Origin of the sequence: Amycolatopsis bartoniae (genome assembly GCF_014191255.1) — a bacterium.
GTDB lineage: Bacteria > Actinomycetota > Actinomycetes > Mycobacteriales > Pseudonocardiaceae > Amycolatopsis_E > Amycolatopsis_E bartoniae.
In genome coordinates, this window is record NZ_JACHWH010000002.1 from 530,145 (window position 1) to 545,287 (window position 15,143).

At 71.6% G+C, this 15,143-nt stretch carries 18 protein-coding genes; 7 read left to right on the plus strand and 11 right to left on the minus strand.

Going from position 1 to position 15,143, the window contains the following annotated elements; genetic code table 11:
* Positions 1 to 11: 11 nt before the first annotated feature.
* Positions 12 to 455, minus strand: a complete 444-nt coding sequence (locus FHX82_RS14430; protein WP_145936853.1) for a nuclear transport factor 2 family protein — start codon at positions 453 to 455, stop codon at positions 12 to 14.
* Positions 456 to 457: 2 nt separating this feature from the next.
* Positions 458 to 1,327 carry a TIGR03619 family F420-dependent LLM class oxidoreductase gene (locus tag FHX82_RS14435; protein WP_145936854.1) on the minus strand — a complete coding sequence of 290 codons (870 nt, stop codon included), beginning with the start codon at positions 1,325 to 1,327 and terminating at the stop codon, positions 458 to 460.
* Positions 1,328 to 1,430: 103 nt separating this feature from the next.
* Between FHX82_RS14435 and FHX82_RS14440 the strand changes: the two genes are divergently transcribed.
* Positions 1,431 to 2,237 carry a hypothetical protein gene (locus FHX82_RS14440; RefSeq protein WP_145936855.1) on the plus strand — a complete coding sequence of 269 codons (807 nt, stop codon included), beginning with the start codon at positions 1,431 to 1,433 and terminating at the stop codon, positions 2,235 to 2,237.
* A gap of 1 nt (position 2,238) precedes the next feature.
* Here FHX82_RS14440 and FHX82_RS14445 read toward each other — a convergent pair whose 3' ends face one another.
* The gene (locus FHX82_RS14445; protein WP_145936856.1) at positions 2,239 to 3,045 is read right to left on the minus strand and encodes an Fpg/Nei family DNA glycosylase; all 807 of its coding nucleotides are present in this window, start codon (positions 3,043 to 3,045) and stop codon (positions 2,239 to 2,241) included.
* The gene (locus tag FHX82_RS14450) at positions 3,045 to 3,515 is read right to left on the minus strand and encodes a ribose-5-phosphate isomerase (RefSeq protein WP_145936857.1); all 471 of its coding nucleotides are present in this window, start codon (positions 3,513 to 3,515) and stop codon (positions 3,045 to 3,047) included. Before FHX82_RS14450 ends, FHX82_RS14445 begins: the two co-directional genes overlap by 1 nt.
* 44 nt (positions 3,516 to 3,559) lie before the next feature.
* Between FHX82_RS14450 and FHX82_RS14455 the strand changes: the two genes are divergently transcribed.
* A complete protein-coding gene (locus tag FHX82_RS14455) occupies positions 3,560 to 4,255 on the plus strand; it encodes an MBL fold metallo-hydrolase (RefSeq protein ID WP_145936858.1) in 696 nt (231 codons plus the stop codon).
* Here the strand turns inward: FHX82_RS14455 and FHX82_RS14460 are convergent.
* Positions 4,218 to 4,829 carry a mycothiol-dependent nitroreductase Rv2466c family protein gene (locus FHX82_RS14460; RefSeq protein WP_145936859.1) on the minus strand — a complete coding sequence of 204 codons (612 nt, stop codon included), beginning with the start codon at positions 4,827 to 4,829 and terminating at the stop codon, positions 4,218 to 4,220. The genes FHX82_RS14455 and FHX82_RS14460 overlap by 38 nt on opposite strands.
* A gap of 134 nt (positions 4,830 to 4,963) precedes the next feature.
* Between FHX82_RS14460 and pepN the strand changes: the two genes are divergently transcribed.
* Positions 4,964 to 7,525 (plus strand): aminopeptidase N, encoded by a 2,562-nt coding sequence (gene pepN, locus FHX82_RS14465; RefSeq protein WP_145936860.1) that lies wholly within the window; start codon positions 4,964 to 4,966, stop codon positions 7,523 to 7,525.
* Positions 7,526 to 7,583: 58 nt separating this feature from the next.
* Here pepN and FHX82_RS14470 read toward each other — a convergent pair whose 3' ends face one another.
* The gene (locus tag FHX82_RS14470; RefSeq protein WP_145936861.1) at positions 7,584 to 8,063 is read right to left on the minus strand and encodes a DUF5130 family protein; all 480 of its coding nucleotides are present in this window, start codon (positions 8,061 to 8,063) and stop codon (positions 7,584 to 7,586) included.
* Positions 8,050 to 8,289: an aa3-type cytochrome oxidase subunit CtaJ gene (gene ctaJ, locus FHX82_RS14475; RefSeq protein ID WP_145936862.1), complete on the minus strand. Its 240-nt coding sequence runs from the start codon at positions 8,287 to 8,289 to the stop codon at positions 8,050 to 8,052. The genes FHX82_RS14470 and ctaJ overlap by 14 nt, the downstream gene beginning before the upstream one ends.
* 379 nt (positions 8,290 to 8,668) lie before the next feature.
* On the opposite strand from ctaJ, the gene FHX82_RS14480 reads away from it, so the two are divergent.
* A complete protein-coding gene (locus tag FHX82_RS14480; protein ID WP_183176628.1) occupies positions 8,669 to 8,881 on the plus strand; it encodes a hypothetical protein in 213 nt (70 codons plus the stop codon).
* 77 nt (positions 8,882 to 8,958) lie between these two features.
* Here the strand turns inward: FHX82_RS14480 and FHX82_RS14485 are convergent, their stop codons facing one another.
* A complete protein-coding gene (locus tag FHX82_RS14485) occupies positions 8,959 to 9,456 on the minus strand; it encodes an HNH endonuclease (protein ID WP_145936864.1) in 498 nt (165 codons plus the stop codon).
* 370 nt (positions 9,457 to 9,826) lie between these two features.
* Here FHX82_RS14485 and FHX82_RS14490 point away from each other — a divergent pair, with 370 nt between their 5' ends.
* The 3 genes from FHX82_RS14490 to FHX82_RS14500 are packed head-to-tail and all read left to right on the plus strand — an operon-like array spanning position 9,827 to position 12,502.
* A complete protein-coding gene (locus FHX82_RS14490; protein WP_145936865.1) occupies positions 9,827 to 10,807 on the plus strand; it encodes a mechanosensitive ion channel family protein in 981 nt (326 codons plus the stop codon).
* A 4-nt stretch (positions 10,808 to 10,811) separates the two neighbouring features.
* Complete coding sequence (locus FHX82_RS14495; RefSeq protein ID WP_145936866.1) at positions 10,812 to 11,204, plus strand: globin; 393 nt, start codon at positions 10,812 to 10,814, stop codon at positions 11,202 to 11,204.
* Positions 11,204 to 12,502: a carboxylesterase/lipase family protein gene (locus tag FHX82_RS14500; RefSeq protein WP_145936867.1), complete on the plus strand. Its 1,299-nt coding sequence runs from the start codon at positions 11,204 to 11,206 to the stop codon at positions 12,500 to 12,502. The genes FHX82_RS14495 and FHX82_RS14500 overlap by 1 nt, the downstream gene beginning before the upstream one ends.
* On the opposite strand, the gene FHX82_RS14505 is transcribed toward FHX82_RS14500, so the two are convergent.
* Genes FHX82_RS14505 through FHX82_RS14515 form a run of 3 tightly spaced genes read right to left on the minus strand, consistent with a single transcriptional unit; the run spans position 12,499 to position 15,141 of the window.
* A complete protein-coding gene (locus FHX82_RS14505; RefSeq protein ID WP_183176629.1) occupies positions 12,499 to 14,025 on the minus strand; it encodes an outer membrane protein assembly factor BamB family protein in 1,527 nt (508 codons plus the stop codon). The two genes, FHX82_RS14500 and FHX82_RS14505, sit on opposite strands and share 4 nt — an antisense overlap.
* Positions 14,026 to 14,072: 47 nt before the next feature.
* A complete protein-coding gene (locus FHX82_RS14510; protein WP_145936869.1) occupies positions 14,073 to 14,735 on the minus strand; it encodes a DUF8010 domain-containing protein in 663 nt (220 codons plus the stop codon).
* Positions 14,728 to 15,141, minus strand: coding sequence for an acyl-CoA thioesterase (locus FHX82_RS14515; protein WP_183176668.1), 414 nt, complete (start codon positions 15,139 to 15,141; stop codon positions 14,728 to 14,730). Before FHX82_RS14515 ends, FHX82_RS14510 begins: the two co-directional genes overlap by 8 nt.
* Between the last annotated feature and the right edge of the window lie 2 nt (positions 15,142 to 15,143).

Genomic DNA, 15,143 nt, shown 5'->3' on the forward strand with positions numbered 1-15,143 from the left:
ACGCGCGATGTTTACGACACCTGCCGCGCCGTCGCCATCGCGCGCTCGGTCTCCCAGAACGCCCGCATCGACGTCACGAGCCCCGAAGCGTTCACGCGGTAGACGAACACGCCGTCGGTGTCCACGCGGTACCCGCCGGGCAGGAACGTCGTGATCGTGCCGTAGTTGGCCACCTCGTCCCCCGCCGCGAACGAGTCGCGGATGACGAACTCGAAGCGCTCCACCTTCGCGATCGTCAGGTCCCAGAACGCCGCGATCCCGTCGTGCCCGTGGTGCCCGCGCCCCTCCTCGTCGAACATCGACGGGCCCACCGGATCCTCCACCACCGCGTCCGGCGCGAACAACGCGAGCCACTCGTCCTTCGCGCCACGCACGACCGCGTTCATCGACCGCCATGCGGCCGAACGCGCGGCAGGCTGCTCCACTGACGTGTCCCAGCAGACTTCGACACCCATGGCTACACCTTCGCGATGATCTCGTCGGCGAACTTCCTGATCGCGTCCTTCTTCGGCTCCAGTGCGTCACCGAAGCCGATGCCTTCGAACACCCACGGCTGCGTGATGATGTCCGTCACGCCGATGTCCGCCTGCTCGCGGTACCCGTCGACGCCGAACCGGTCGATGCACACCGCCTGGATCTCGAACGGCACGTCGCCGCGGCCGTACTCGGCCCGCAGCGAAGCCAGCCGCTCGATCGTCGAGCGCAGGTCCTCGAACTTCATCATCGCACTCGACCAGCCGTCCCCGACCCGCGCGGCCCGCCGCAACGCGACCTCCGTGTGGCCGCCGATGTAGAACGGCACGCGCCGGCGCGGGGCGGGGCTCATCTGCAGCTTGTCGAAGTCGAAGAACTTCCCGTGGTACTCGACCATCCCGCCGTCGAGGATCAGGCGCAGCACCTCGATCGCCTCGTCGACGCGCTTGCCCCGCTGCGCGTACGGCGCCCCGCACCACTCGAACTCCTCCGGCGACCAGCCGACGCCGAGGCCGAGGCCGAACCGGTCGCCGGTGAGCACCGCGACCGAGCCGACCTGGCGCGCGAGCAGCACCGGATTGCGCGAGCCGAGCTTCATCACCGAGGTGTAGAACGTGATCTCGCTGGTCACCGCGCCCATCGCCGCGGCCGCGACGAGCGGGTCGGCCCAGGGCGTGTCGGCGTTCCAGAACCGGCTGCCGTCCGGGGTGTACGGGTACTCCGCGGACACCGATTCGGAGTAGAAGAGCGAGTCGGGCAGGACGACGGAGGAGAAACCGCACTCCTCGGCCGTGCGGGCCAGCTCGGCGAACTGCTCGAGGGGGTTCATCGCGACCGAGAGGCTGAACTTCATACCCCCGAGACTATAACGTGTTCTAGTTTTCGTCGAGGGCGGAACTTACCCGCTACTGTCCGCGTTGTCCGGATCAGACAATCCGAAACGCTGGGAGTAACCGATGGGCACCGCGATCGTCGTGATCGTGCTCCTCCTCGTCATCATCGGCGGCGTGGCGTACTTCGCCCGTTCGCAGGGGCAGAACCGCCAGCGCCAGCTGGACGACGCCAAGGCCGACGCGCGACGGCTGGTCGAGCGGCTCGGCGGCCAGGTGCTCAACCTGACCGGCACCGACGAGGCCTCCAAACAGGCGCTCGCCGACGCGTCGGAGCGCTACACCGCCGCCGGCTCGCAGCTGGACCAGGCCCGCACCGTCGAGCAGGCCAGGCTGGTCAAGGAGACCGCGCTCGAAGGGCTCTACTACGTCCGCGCCGCGCGCACGGCGATGGGCATGGACCCGGGCCCGCAGCTGCCCGAGGAGCGCGAGCGCGAGCGCGCCGGCAAGGTGAGCGAGCACCGCAGGGTGGACGTCGAGGGCCAGACGTACGAGGCGTCGCCGGAGCCGGGCAACAACACGCCGTACTACTACCCCGGCGGCCGCGTCGCGGGGCGGCCCGTGCCGCAGGGCTGGTACAGCGAGCCGTGGTGGAAGACGGCGCTGGTCGCGGGCGCGTGGGGGCTCGGTTCGGTCCTGCTGTTCGACGCGATGTTCTCCGGCATGAGCGGCGTCTCCAGCGCGGCCGCGTGGGAGTCCGGTTACGACGCCGGGCAGGAGGACGCCTTCGCCGACCAGGGCGACATGGGCGACGGCGGGGACTTCGACGGCGACGCGGCCGGTGACTTCGACGGCGGCGGTTTCGACGGCGGCGGCGACTTCGGTGGCGGCGACTTCAACGACTTCGGCGGCGGGGACTTCGGCGACTTCTGAGCTATTCCGGCTGGCAGACCGGGCACCAGTACAGGTTGCGCCCCGCCAGCTCGCGGTGCGCGATCGGCGTGCCGCACACCAGGCATGGCTGCCCCGTGCGCCGGTAGACGTACACCTCGCCGCCGTGCCGGTCCTCCCGCGGCGCCCGCCCCGTGACGTGCGGCAGGTGCTCGTCGGCGACGGTGTCGATGCGGCCGACGCGCACGCCGTGCCGCATCAGCGCCACGAGGTCGGTCCACATCTCCTTCCACGTCACCGGGTCCAGCGACCGGCCCGGCAGCATGGGCGCGACGCCGTGGCGGAACAGCAGCTCCGCGCGGTAGACGTTGCCGACGCCGGCGAGCACCGACTGGTCCATCAGCAGTGCCGCGATCGACGTCCGGGAGGCGGAGATCTTCTCGTACGCCCGCTCGGGCTTGGCGTCGCGGCGCAGCGGGTCCGGGCCCAGGCGCGCCTTGATGGCGTCGACCTGGTCGGGAGTCAGGAGCTCACAGCGCGTCGGGCCGCGCAGGTCCGTCCAATGTGTACCGCCGACCATCCGCATCCGCACCTGCCCGACGGGCGCCAGCACGGGCAGCTTCGCCTCGGTGAAGGTCCCGTACAATCCGAGGTGGACGTGCACCGAGCCGACGCCGGTGTAGTGGTGGAACAGGTGTTTGCCGTACGCCTCGGCCCGCACGAGCACCCGACCGTCCACTTCGGACGCTTCGGCGAACTTGCCCTGCGGGCTCGTCACCTCCACCGGCGCACCCGCGAAGCGCCGCTGGTGCAGCCGGGCGAGCCGGTGGAGGGTGTGGCCTTCGGGCATCAGCTGGGCAGCGCGGGCGGGGTGCCGGTGCGCTCGTAGTCGAGCAGCTGCTGGATCCGGCGGGCGTGCCGCTCGTCCGGGGAGACCGGGGTGGCGAGGAACGTCTCGACGATCGCGGTGGCCTCTTCGACCGTGTGCATCCGCGCGCCGATGCCGATGAGCTGGGCGTGGTTGTGCTCGCGGGCGAGCTGCGCGATCTCCGGCTTCCAGGCCAGCGCGGCGCGGGCGCCGGGCACCTTGTTGGCGGCGATCTGCTCGCCATTGCCGGAGCCGCCGATGACGATGCCGAGGCTGCCCTCGTCGGCGACCACTCGGCGGGCCGTCTCGACGCAGAACGCCGGGTAGTCGTCCGCGGCGTCGTACACGAACGGGCCGATGTCGGTGACCTCGTGCCCCTGGCCCTGCAGGTGGCTCACCAGGTGGTTCTTCAGCTCGAAACCGGCATGGTCGGATCCCAAGTAGACATGCACGTCTGGAGTCTGCCATCCCCATCCGGGCGCGGCATGCTCTGGGTATGACGCGATGGCTCGAACTGGGCGACGGCGTGTACGCGCGGCGGCACGAGTACCTCGACCTGACACTCGGGCTCGTGGTGGGCGGCGAGCGGTGCCTGGTGGTGGACACCGGCGGGGACGAGGTGCAGGGCGCGCGGTTCGCTGCCGCGGTCCGGGAGGTCACGGGCGCGCCGTGGCTCGTCGCGCTGACGCACGCCCACTTCGACCACCACTTCGGCACGCGGCCGTTTCTGCCGTGCCCGGTGTGGGCGCACGAGCGGTGCCGCGCCGCGATGGGCGCCGACCGCGAGGAGTGGGTCTCGGAGTTCCGCCGCGAGGGCAAGGACGAACTGGCGCAACGCCTGCGGGAAGCGGAACTCGTCGCGCCCACCTCGACGTTCGCCGAGGACGTGACGCTCGACCTCGGCGGCCGCACGGTGACGCTGCTGCACCCCGGGCGCGGGCACACCGACCACGACGTGGCGGTGCACGTGCCGGACGCGGACGTCCTGTTCGCCGGCGACCTGGTCGAAGCGCCCCCATCCGTCGGCGCGGACTCCCACGTCGGCGACTGGCCCCACGCCCTGGACCGCCTGCTGGCCCTGCGCCCCGGCACGATCGTGCCGGGGCACGGCGACCCCGTTGCCGCCGCCTTCGTACGACGTCAGCGGGAAGAGCTCAGTCGAAGTTCAGCTGACCGCTGCGGGTCCGCTTGAGTTCGTAGAAGTCCGGGTACGACGCCAGCAACCGGGCGCCGTCGAAGACCTTCAGTGCGTCTTCGCCGCGTGGGATGGACGACAGCACCGGGCCGAAGAACGCCACGCCGTCGATGTGGATCGTCGGCGTGCCCACGTCCATGCCGACCGGGTCCATGCCCTCGTGGTGGCTCTTCTGCAGCGCCTCGTCGTACTCCGTCGACTCCGCGGCCGCCGCCAGGTCCGCCGACGCCCCGATCGCCTCCAGCGCCTGCTTCAGCACCGACGGGATGTCCTTGTCACCGCCGTTGTGGAAGCGGGTGCCGAACTCGGTGTAGAACTCGCGCAGCACGCTCTCGTCCTTCGTCTGCGCCAGCGCGGTGGCCACCCGCACCGGGCCCCACGCCTTCCGCATCATCTCCTGGTAGTCCTCCGGCAGGTCGCGCCCGGAGTTGAGGATCGCCAGGCTCATCACGCGAAAGTGCAGGTCGAGGTCGCGGTGCTGCTCGACCTCCAGGATCCAGCGCGACGTGATCCAGGCGAACGGGCAGATGGGGTCGAAGTAGAAATCGACACGCGTGCGCTCGGCGGACATCGAATCTCCCTGTGGTACGGCCAACGGTTGGCGGTAACCAGGGCAACAGCGGCCGAGTTCCGCTTGTTCCCCCCGGCATCCGTGATTGGATAGCGAGACAGCCCAATGACCATCGCTAGTGCTACGAGGTGCCTGTGCCCGCCCCTAACCTGACCCGCGACCAAGCCCAGCAGCGTGCGGATCTCCTGGACGTCGAGTCCTACGACATCCTGCTCGACCTGACCGACGGCAACGGCGGTCCCGGGGAGAGGACGTTCGACTCGACCACCACGATCCGCTTCGCCGCCCGCGCGGGGGCGAGCTCCTGGGTCGACATCGTCGCCGCGGGCGTCCGCTCGGCCACGCTCAACGGCCGCGAGCTGGACGTGTCCGGCTACGTCGAGGACGACGGCATCGCGCTGCCGGACCTGGCCGCCGCCAACGAGCTGGTCGTGCGCGCCGACTGCCGCTACATGAACACCGGCGAGGGGCTGCACCGGTTCGTCGACCCGGTGGACGACGCGGTCTACCTCTACACGCAGTTCGAGACGGCCGACGCCAAGCGCATGTTCGCCTGCTTCGACCAGCCCGACCTCAAGTCGGTCTACCGCCTCACCGTGATCGCGCCGAACGACTGGAAGGTCGTGTCGAACGCGCCCGTGGAGTCCACCGAGAAGACCGCGGAGGGCGCCACGAAGACGGTGTTCGCCGTCTCCGACCGGATCTCCACGTACCTCGTCGCGCTCGTCGCCGGCCCGTATGCCGAGTGGCACGACCAGTACACCGACGAGCACGGCACCATCCCGCTCGGCATCTACTGCCGCGCGTCGCTGGCCGAGCACATGGACGCCGACCGGCTGTTCACCGAGACCAAGCAGGGTTTCGGCTTCTACCACAAGGCGTTCGCCACGCCCTACCCGTTCGCGAAGTACGACCAGCTGTTCGTGCCGGAGTTCAACGCGGGCGCGATGGAGAACGCGGGCGCGGTCACGTTCCTCGAGGACTACGTGTTCCGCAGCCGCGTCACCCGCTACTCCTACGAGCGCCGCGCCGAGACGCTGCTGCACGAGATGGCGCACATGTGGTTCGGAGACCTGGTCACCATGCGCTGGTGGGACGACCTGTGGCTGAACGAGTCGTTCGCCACGTTCGCGAGCGTGCTGGCGCAGGCCGAGGCCACCGAGTACGAGCACGCGTGGACCAGCTTCGCGAACATCGAGAAGTCGTGGGCGTACCGGCAGGACCAGCTGCCCTCGACGCACCCGATCGCCGCCGACATCGTCGACCTGCAGGCGGTCGAGGTGAACTTCGACGGCATCACCTACGCCAAGGGCGCGAGCGTGCTCAAGCAGCTCGTGTCGTACGTCGGGCTGGACAACTTCCTCGCCGGGCTGCGGGTGTACTTCGGCAAGCACGCGTGGGGCAACGCGACGCTGGCGGACCTGCTGGCCGCGCTGGAGCAGGCGTCCGGGCGCGACCTGTCCGGATGGAGCGCACAGTGGCTGGAGACCACGGGCCTCAACTCGCTGCGCCCGCGGTTCGACACCGACGGCGAAGGCCGCTTCACGTCGTTCTCGGTCGTGCAGACCGGCGCCAAGCCGGGCGCGGGCGAGCTGCGCACGCACCGCATCGCGGTCGGCGTCTACGACGACGACACCGACGGCAACCTTGTGCGCGTCCAGCGGGTGGAGCTGGACGTCGAGGGCGAGGTCACCGAGGTGCCCGAGCTAGTGGGCGCGCCCGCGGGCAAGCTCGTGCTGGTCAACGACGACGACCTGACCTACTGCACGATGCGCCTCGACGCGGGTTCGCTGACCACGCTGGTCGACCGGATCGCCGACATCACCGAGCCGCTGCCGCGCACGCTGTGCTGGTCGGCCGCGTGGGAGATGACCCGCGAGGCGGAGCTGAAGGCGCGGGACTTCGTCGCGATCGTCTCGCACGGCATCCACGCCGAGACCGAGGTCGGCGTCGTGCAGCGGCTCCTGCTGCAGGCGCAGACGGCGCTGAACTCCTACGCCGAGCAGCGCTGGGCCGCCGAGCAGGGCTGGCCCGCGTTCACCGCGCGGCTGCTGGAGCTGGCCCGCTCAGCCGAGCCGGGTTCGGACCACCAGCTGGCGTTCGTGAACTCGCTCACCGGCTCGGTGCTCGACGACGAGAAGCTCGGCGTCCTCGCGGGCTGGCTCGACGGGTCCGCGCCGCTGGACGGGCTCACCGTCGACGCGGACCTGCGGTGGCGGCTGCTCAACGCGCTGGTCGCGCACGGCAAGGCGGCGGACGCGGAGATCGACGCCGAGCTGGCCCGCGACGACACCGCCACCGGGCGGCGGCACGCGGAGCACGCCCGCGCGCTGCGCCCGAGCGTGGACGGCAAGGCCGAGGCGTGGCAGCGCGCGGTGTACGACGACGAGCTGCCCAACGCGCTCAGCAACGCGGTCATCGGCGGCTTCTCCCACCCCGGGCAGAAGCACCTGCTCGGTGACTACGTGAGCCGGTACTTCGAGGTGATCGACGAGGTGTGGCAGCGCCGTTCCAGCGAGCGTGCCCAGCCCACCGTGGTCGGCCTGTTCCCGGCATGGGCGGTCGCGCAGTCCACTGTGGAGGCCGCGGATCGCTGGCTCGCGGGCGAGCACCCGGCCGCGCTGCGGCGGCTGGTGTCGGAGGGCCGCGCCGGCATCGTGCGGGCGCTCGCGGCCCGCGAGTTCGACGAGAGCTGACGGAAAACGAGAACGGCCGACCTCCCGCGGGAGGCCGGCCGTTCTTCGCTCAGCAGGGTCAGGCCGGGGCGTGCCCCGCCTGGTCGGCGAGCATGCGCAGGCCGGAGACCAGGCCGCCGATGAGGTCGCCCTCCTTGAACGAGGCGACCATGCTCATCACGGCGAGCTTCGCGGCGCGGTCGGGCAGCCGCGGGAACGCCTCGGCGCCGGTGACGACCTCGACCACGCGCTCGCCGGGCGACACCGCGATCAGAACCGAGCGGGCCGCGGTCTCGCCGATGGAGGCGTGCAGCTTCTCCGCCGACTCCCGCGTGTCACCGCCCAGGTCACCCAGGTAGACGCTGAAGTCGATGCCGGTCTCCCGGCTCGCCAGGGTCAGCGCCTCGTCCAGACGGGCCAGCTGGGGCACGGTGAAGGGCACGGACGGCTTGGCCGGTTCGTACATCCGGGCCACCGAGCGCCGTCCGGTGGAGGTAACCCCTACTCCGAACTCCGCCTCGCCGGACTCGTTCTGCTGGACCAGCTCACCAGCTGCCACGGGCACCTCCCACTGCCGTCCCCGGCGCCTCGCCGGGATTCACCTGCCGATGCGCGCCGATGCCCTCGGGGTTGCCGCTCCACCACATCGGGGGGTACTCCCAGGGCTGGCCCGGACGGTAACGCGGGGTCCCGGCGAACTTCGAGCGCAGCGTCAGCAACGCGACCACGCCGTAGATGGCCGCCGGGATCAGCGCGAAGACCAGGATTGTCTCGACGATGCTCACGAGGAGGAACCTTAGCCGATCGCCTCTGAACCCACTGGGGAGCGTCAAGACCACTCGTCCCGTCCGGCCCACCGTCCGCCGTGTGCCGAGTTCCGGTTCACACAATGAGCCGAAAGACCCTTGCGCGAAAGATGGCAGCTCACCGTACGGGCGGCCGCACTCATCGCAATTCGGGTTGTTCCTGAGGGAAAATCCTCGTAGCTTTTTCACCTGTACGGGCCTTGCGCCTCGGTCCCCTTCCCGCAACGTAACGCACTGGGTCCCCGGAGGACATGTCATGAACCTCGCCGTTACCCCCGCTCAGCCCAACACCGACTACGCTCCGTCACTTTTCGGCGCCAACGACGGACGCGGCACCCGCGTCACGCGGGGTACCCGGGTGACCGCAGGCACTCGCGTGACGCGCGGTACCCGTGTCACCAGGGGCACCCGCGTCACGCGTGGCACGCGAGTCACCGCCGGCACGCGCGTCACCCGCGGTACCCGGGTCACCCGCGGCACCCGCGTGACCGCCGGTACCCGCGTCACCCGCGGCACCAGGGTGACGCGCGGCACCCGCGTCACCGCCGGCACGCGCGTCACCGCTTCCTGACGAAGCCTCCGGACTCCGGGCACCAGAACGCCCCGGCCGTCATTCCGACGACCGGGGCGAAGGTGTGTGCCGAGGAACTACGCGGCGACCCCGAGGTACGGGCGCCACAGGGGGTCGGCTTCCCCGCTGTGCACGAGCAGCCGCCAGTGCGGGCCGTGCGGCGCCGTCGGCACCACGCGCAGGTGCCAGCCCAGCTCGGACAGCAGCCGGTCGGCCTTGCGGTGGTTGCACTTGGCGCAGCAGGCCACGCAGTTCGTCCACGAGTGGGGGCCGCCCCTGCTGCGCGGGATGACGTGGTCGATGGTTTCGGCCCGGCCGCCGCAGTAGGCGCAGCGGTACCGGTCGCGGTGCATGAGCCCGGCCCGGGTGAGCGGGACCTGGGCCCGGTAGGGCACGCGGACGTAGGTGGACAGCCGGATCACGGACGGCACCGGCAGCGACACCGTGGCCGCGTGCAGCGTCAGCCCGGCGGGATCGCCGTGCACCACCTCCGCCTTGCCGCACATCACCAGCACCACGGCCCGCCGCAGCGGCAGCGCCGTCAGCGGCTCGAACGTGGCGTTGAGCAGAAGCACCCGCCGCCGTCCCCACCCGGGGGCCGTGCCGGCCGCCGGATCCCGGCCTCTACGCTGTCCCGGCGGACGGGCTCCGCGCCCTCCGCCACGCGCAGGTGGCCCACTCGGGTGGTGACCGCCGGCTGCGGCTCCACCCGGATAGGCACACAGGGCTACCTCCGGCGCCTGTCCCGCCACGAACTCGTGGTCGGCGGCGCCGAGGGGGATCGGTTGTCGGTCTGGCACTCGACCACCTCCACCGGTGCGGTCATAGTCGACCACAGATCACCCCGGAAATGCACCTGTGTTAGAAGACGTGTCCTGTGAGATCCGTCCGAAGTTCACGTGAACGAGGACGGACGAAGAGGCGAGGAAGGGACGACCCGCCCCCGTGAACCCGCTGCTGACCGAGACCCCCCAGTGCGTGACCGAGGAAGGCACCTGGTGCTACCAGGTCTACCGGGTGACCCACAACGAGTGGCTGGCCGCGTCGGCGAACTGGCTGGTGGCCAAGCCGATCACGATCCTGCTGATCCTCCTGGTCGCGGTGCTGATCCGGCTGGTGCTGCGCAAGGTCATCGACCGCGTCACGGAGATCCCGCGCAACAACGGGCGGCGGCTGCCCGCGCTGCTGCGCCCGCTGCGCGAGCGCGCGCCGGACCTGCTCGGCCCGATGGTCATCGAGCGCAGGCGCCAGCGGGCGAAGACGATCGGCTCGGTGCTCAAGTCGCTGACGTCGTTCCTCGTCTTCGGGCTCGCGTTCATCCAGATCCTCGGCGAGCTGGGGATCAACCTCGGGCCGATCATCGCCTCGGCCGGGATCGTCGGCGTCGCGCTGGGCTTCGGCGCGCAGAACCTGGTCAAGGACTTCATCTCCGGCATGTTCATGATGCTGGAGGACCAGTACGGCGTCGGCGACGTGATCGACATCGGCCCGGCCAGCGGCACCGTCGAGTCGGTGGGCCTGCGGATCACGACGCTGCGGGACGTGAAGGGCACCGTCTGGTACGTCCGCAACGGCGAGGTGCTGCGGGTGGGCAACTCCAGCCAGGGCTACGCGAACGCCGTGGTGGACGTGCCGCTGAGCTACACCGCGGACGTCGAGCGCGCGGTCGAGGTGCTCACCACCACGGTCACCGCGGCCGTCGCCGAGGCGCCGCTGTCGGACGAGGTGCTGGAGCCGCCGGAGGTGCTGGGCGTGGAAACCGTGACGCCGGAGGGCATCACGATCCGCGTGACGGCCAAGGTCCGGCCCGGGAAGCAGTGGTCGGTGCAGCGCGCGTTGCGGGCCCGGGTGATCGCCGGGCTGGAGGAGGCCGGGTTCGAACCGCCCATGGGCCGCTACCTGGGTCCGGCGAGCGCTGCACAATAGAGGCGTGCCCGAGACGAGCGAACCCCAGTCCTTCTACGATGCCGTCGGCGGCGAGCCGACGTTCCGCAAGATCGTCGCCCGGTTCTACGCCGAGGTGGCGGACGACGAAGTGCTGCGGCCGCTCTACCCCGAGGAGGACCTCGGGCCCGCGGAGGAGCGCCTGCGCCTGTTCCTGATGCAGTACTGGGGCGGCCCGCACACGTACTCCGACCAGCGCGGTCACCCGCGGCTGCGGATGCGGCACGCGCCCTACAAGGTGGGTCCCATCGAGCGGGACGCGTGGCTGCGCGCGATGCGGATCGCGGTGGACGAGGCGGACCTGCCGCCGGCGCTCGAACAACAGCTGTGGCAGTACCTGGAGATGGCCGCGCACAGCATGATGAACAGCTGGGACTGATGCCGCGCGTCGTGCGCGGGATCCGGTACGCCGCCCCGCCGGTCGGGGAGCTGCGGTTCGCGCCGCCGCAGCCGGTGACCGGCCTCCGCGAAGGCCCGGCGCACCCGTCCCTGCAGCCCGATCTCCTCGGCCGCGGCCTCACCGGGAGCGAGGACTGCCTGCACCTCACGGTGTACGCACCGGATTCGCCCGGCCCGCACCCGGTGCTGGTGTGGATCCACGGCGGTGGCGGTGTCACCGGCTCCCCGAACGACTACGACGGCACCCGCTTCGCCGAGCACGGCGTGGTCGTCGTGACGCTCGCGTACCGGCTGGGCGCGCTCGGCCTGCTCTACCTGCCGGAGGCGTTCGGCGGCGGCAACTTCGCGCTGCTGGACCAGCTCGCGGCCCTGCGCTGGGTGCGGGACCACATCGCGGAGTTCGGCGGGGACCCGGAGCGCGTGACGCTCGCGGGCGAGTCCAACGGCGGCCGCACGGTGGGCACGCTGCTCGCGGTCCCGGCCGCCCGCGGTCTCTTCCAGCAGGCCGTCGTGCAGAGCGGCACCGGGGTGGGCGAGCTCGTCGACACGCCGGAGGCGGCGCGGCGCACGGCCGACGCGTTGCTGGCCGAACTGGGCGTCGACGACCCCGTGAAGCTGCGGGAGCTGCCCGCCGAGCAGATCGTCGAGGCCCAGGTGCGGCTCGGCGGTGCCCGCGTTCCCTACCGGGTGGTGGTGGACGGTGCGGAGCTGATGCGGCGCCCGCTCGACGCCGTCGCCGCGGGCAGCGCGGCCGGGGTGCGGCTGCTGATCGGGACCAACCGCGACGAGGAGGACCTGTTCCGCGCGCTCGGACAGTCCCAGGGCCCGATGATGCTGCCCGATCCCGAGCCCGTGCTGGCGCGTTACCGCGAGCGCTTCCCCGGCGAGCCGGACCTGCCCGGCAGGGTCACGACGGCGAGTGACTGGTGGCTGCCCGCGATCCGGTTCGCCGAGGCGCAGCACGCCGCGGGCGGCGAGGTCTGGATGTACCGGCTGGACTGGCGGACGGAGGTGCGGGGCATGGGTGCCTGCCACGGCCTCGACGTGCCGCTGGTGTTCGACGACCTGGCCAACCCGTTCTTCCGGCTCCTCCTCGGCCGCGACACCACCCGCGCCCGCGCCGTCGCGGACACGATGCACGACGCGTGGGTGCGGTTCGTCCACGGTGAGTCGCCCTGGCCCCGCTACGAACCCGGACGCCGCACCACGATGCTGTTCGACACGGTCAGCGGCCCTGTCGACGACCCAGGTCGGGACGAGCGGCTGCTCTGGGACTAGCCCACCAGGCCGACGACCGGAGCCGGAGTTCCGCCGTGGGCTTCGCGGGCCACGACGATCGCGCCGGGCGCGGGCACGAGGTACAGGTCGGGCAGCGAGCCGGAACCGTCCAGCCGCACCGGGATCTGCGCGGGCGGCTGCCCGTCCCACGACTGTACGACGACCGTCAGGTCACGCCCGTTGTCGTTGCACGCTCGCAGGTAGGTGTGCGCGGTGGTCGCCTCGGCGGAGCGCACCGGGCACGCGGAGAAGTCCACCGGATGGGTGGTTCCGGTGGCCGTGTCGACGACCTCCAGCGCGGTGTCCTTCGCGCCGTCCTGCTGCTCGGCCAGCGGCAGCGCACCGGCGTCCGCGCGCACTAACCAGGGCTCGCGCGGGGTGGGCAGGAGCCTGCCGGTCTCGGTGTCGAACAGGCCGCTGGTCACCGAGCCGGGCGCGACGAGCCTGCCGACGATCCGCAGCCACACCGTCGCCCCGCCGGTGGTGGTCGCGGCCATCACGTCGAGGCGTTCGGAGTCCTGGCCGGACAACCGCACCTCGTGCCGCCACCGCTCGTGCCCGCTCACCTCGTCGAGCGCGACCAAGCCCGCCTTGCCGGCGCACTCCAGCGACGCGAGCACCACCGTCCGGGCCGGTGCCGCCAGGCTGAACGGGCTGTCACAGCCCTCCGGAGGCGACCACCGCCACAGCTCCTCGCCGTCGTCCACGTCGTAGCCGACGAGCTCGTCGCCCCGGATCGTGAAGGTCTTCGTGCCGACCGCCACCTGCCGGGTCTCGACGAGCACCGACGGCACCACCCGCTCGAACCGCGCCGCGCCGGACTCGGCGTCCAGCATCACGAGCAGCTTCGAGCTGCTGTCGTCCTTCGACGCGAACGCGGCCAGCACGGACCGTCCGTCTGCCGACGGGAGCAGCGCGTCCACGCGCGCGCCGAGCCGGGCGTAGTGCCAGTTCTCGCGACCGTCGCTGCCTTCGAGCGCCGTCACCCGGCCGTCCGCGGTCGCGACCACGACGCCGTAGGACGCCGCCACGACGTCCGTCACGTCCGACGGCGGCTGCCACGCCCACTGCCGCCCGCCTGGCCGTTCCGTGACGGGATCCGACGGAAGGTCGCGGATGAACCGCGTCTCCGACTCCGTGGCAGCGCTTTCCGCGCCCCACGGCGCCAGGAGCGCCGCCACTGCGACCACGACCACGCCGAGTACTCCGGCCGGACGCACCCGCCAGCTCGTCGAAGCCGTCAACCCGATCGCCGCCGCGACCGCACCGATCGCGAGCACGGGGGCGTCCGCGCCGGGCACTCCGCCCTGGACGTCGAGCAGCAGCTGGACAATCGCGGCGACCGCCACGATGGCGCCGAGCACCGCCGCGGCGATCCGCACCGCCCGGCGCCGGGCGAACCCGAGCGCGACCACCACCACGACGGCGGCGGTGAACCACCCGAGTTCGGCCCCCTTCGCCCGGGTCGCTCCACTGGACAGGAAGGGCGCCGCCAGCGCGCAGGCGGCACCGGCGATCGTCACGTAACGCAGCACACCTGTGAGACGGCCGCGAAGCGATCTTCGTTTCCTCAGAACAGCAACGGCAGCAGCGCCTGGCGCCGCCGGAGCACCGCGCCGTAGCGGCCGTCGAGCCGCAGCCACGAACTCGTCGCCGTCACGCGCACGACGTCCTCGGCTATCGACGAATCGACAAACCCCATGCCGGACAGGGCGAACAGGCAGCGCATCGGGATCTTCACCTCGAACCCGGCCCCGCTCACGGTGAGCACCGTCTGGTCCATCAGCGACGCCGGCGGCGTGCCGTGCGGGCCGACGTGCTCGCGCGCGAGCGCCACGCCCCGGTCGGTCAGCTCCCCGATCACGTGCACCGGCACGTCGTCCACGTGCTGCCACTGGCCGCCCCCGGGCAGCTCCCCCTGCCACAGCAGGTCCCGCGCCGGGCCCGGGTCCATCCGCTCCCCCGGCGCCACGGTGAGCGCGGCGAGCAGCTCGTTGCCGGACACCGTGACGTCACGGGGCGTGCTCTGCCCGGCGACCGCGCGCGTGGCCAGCACCTCGAACGGCGTGGCCACCCACGCCTCGACGACCTCCTCGCCCCGGTTGCGCAGCCGCACCGCGCACTGCCCGTCGAGGCGCACCGCGCGGGCGACGAACGCGGCGAGCGTCTCCCGCTCCGCGCTGTCGGCGACACGCAGCTCGGTGGCCGTCCCGGAACGGACGCTGTCAGTCATCGGTCTCCCCCGCCAGCCTTTCGCGCAGGAACTCCCGCTCGTCCTCGGTGAACCGGCGCGGACGGCCGGTGGACACGTCGTACGGCGCCAGCACCGTGTCCGCCACCACCGCCACCGGATCGTCCGCCGAAGGTCCACTGTGGACGGTGTAGTCCAGGGTGGCGGAGGCGAACCTGAGGTCCCGCAGGGAGACCTCGACCCGGATCTCCTGGCCGTCGACGACGATCGGTGCGCGGTAGTGCACGGACAGCTTCACCACGACCATACCCTTGGCGAACTCGGCGACCCCGGCACGGGCCGCCTCGCCGAACAACAGCGGCACGCGGGCCTCTTCGAGCAGCGTCACCATCCGCGCGTGGTTCACGTGCCCGAACACGTCCATGTCCGACCAGCGCGGCCGGACCATCG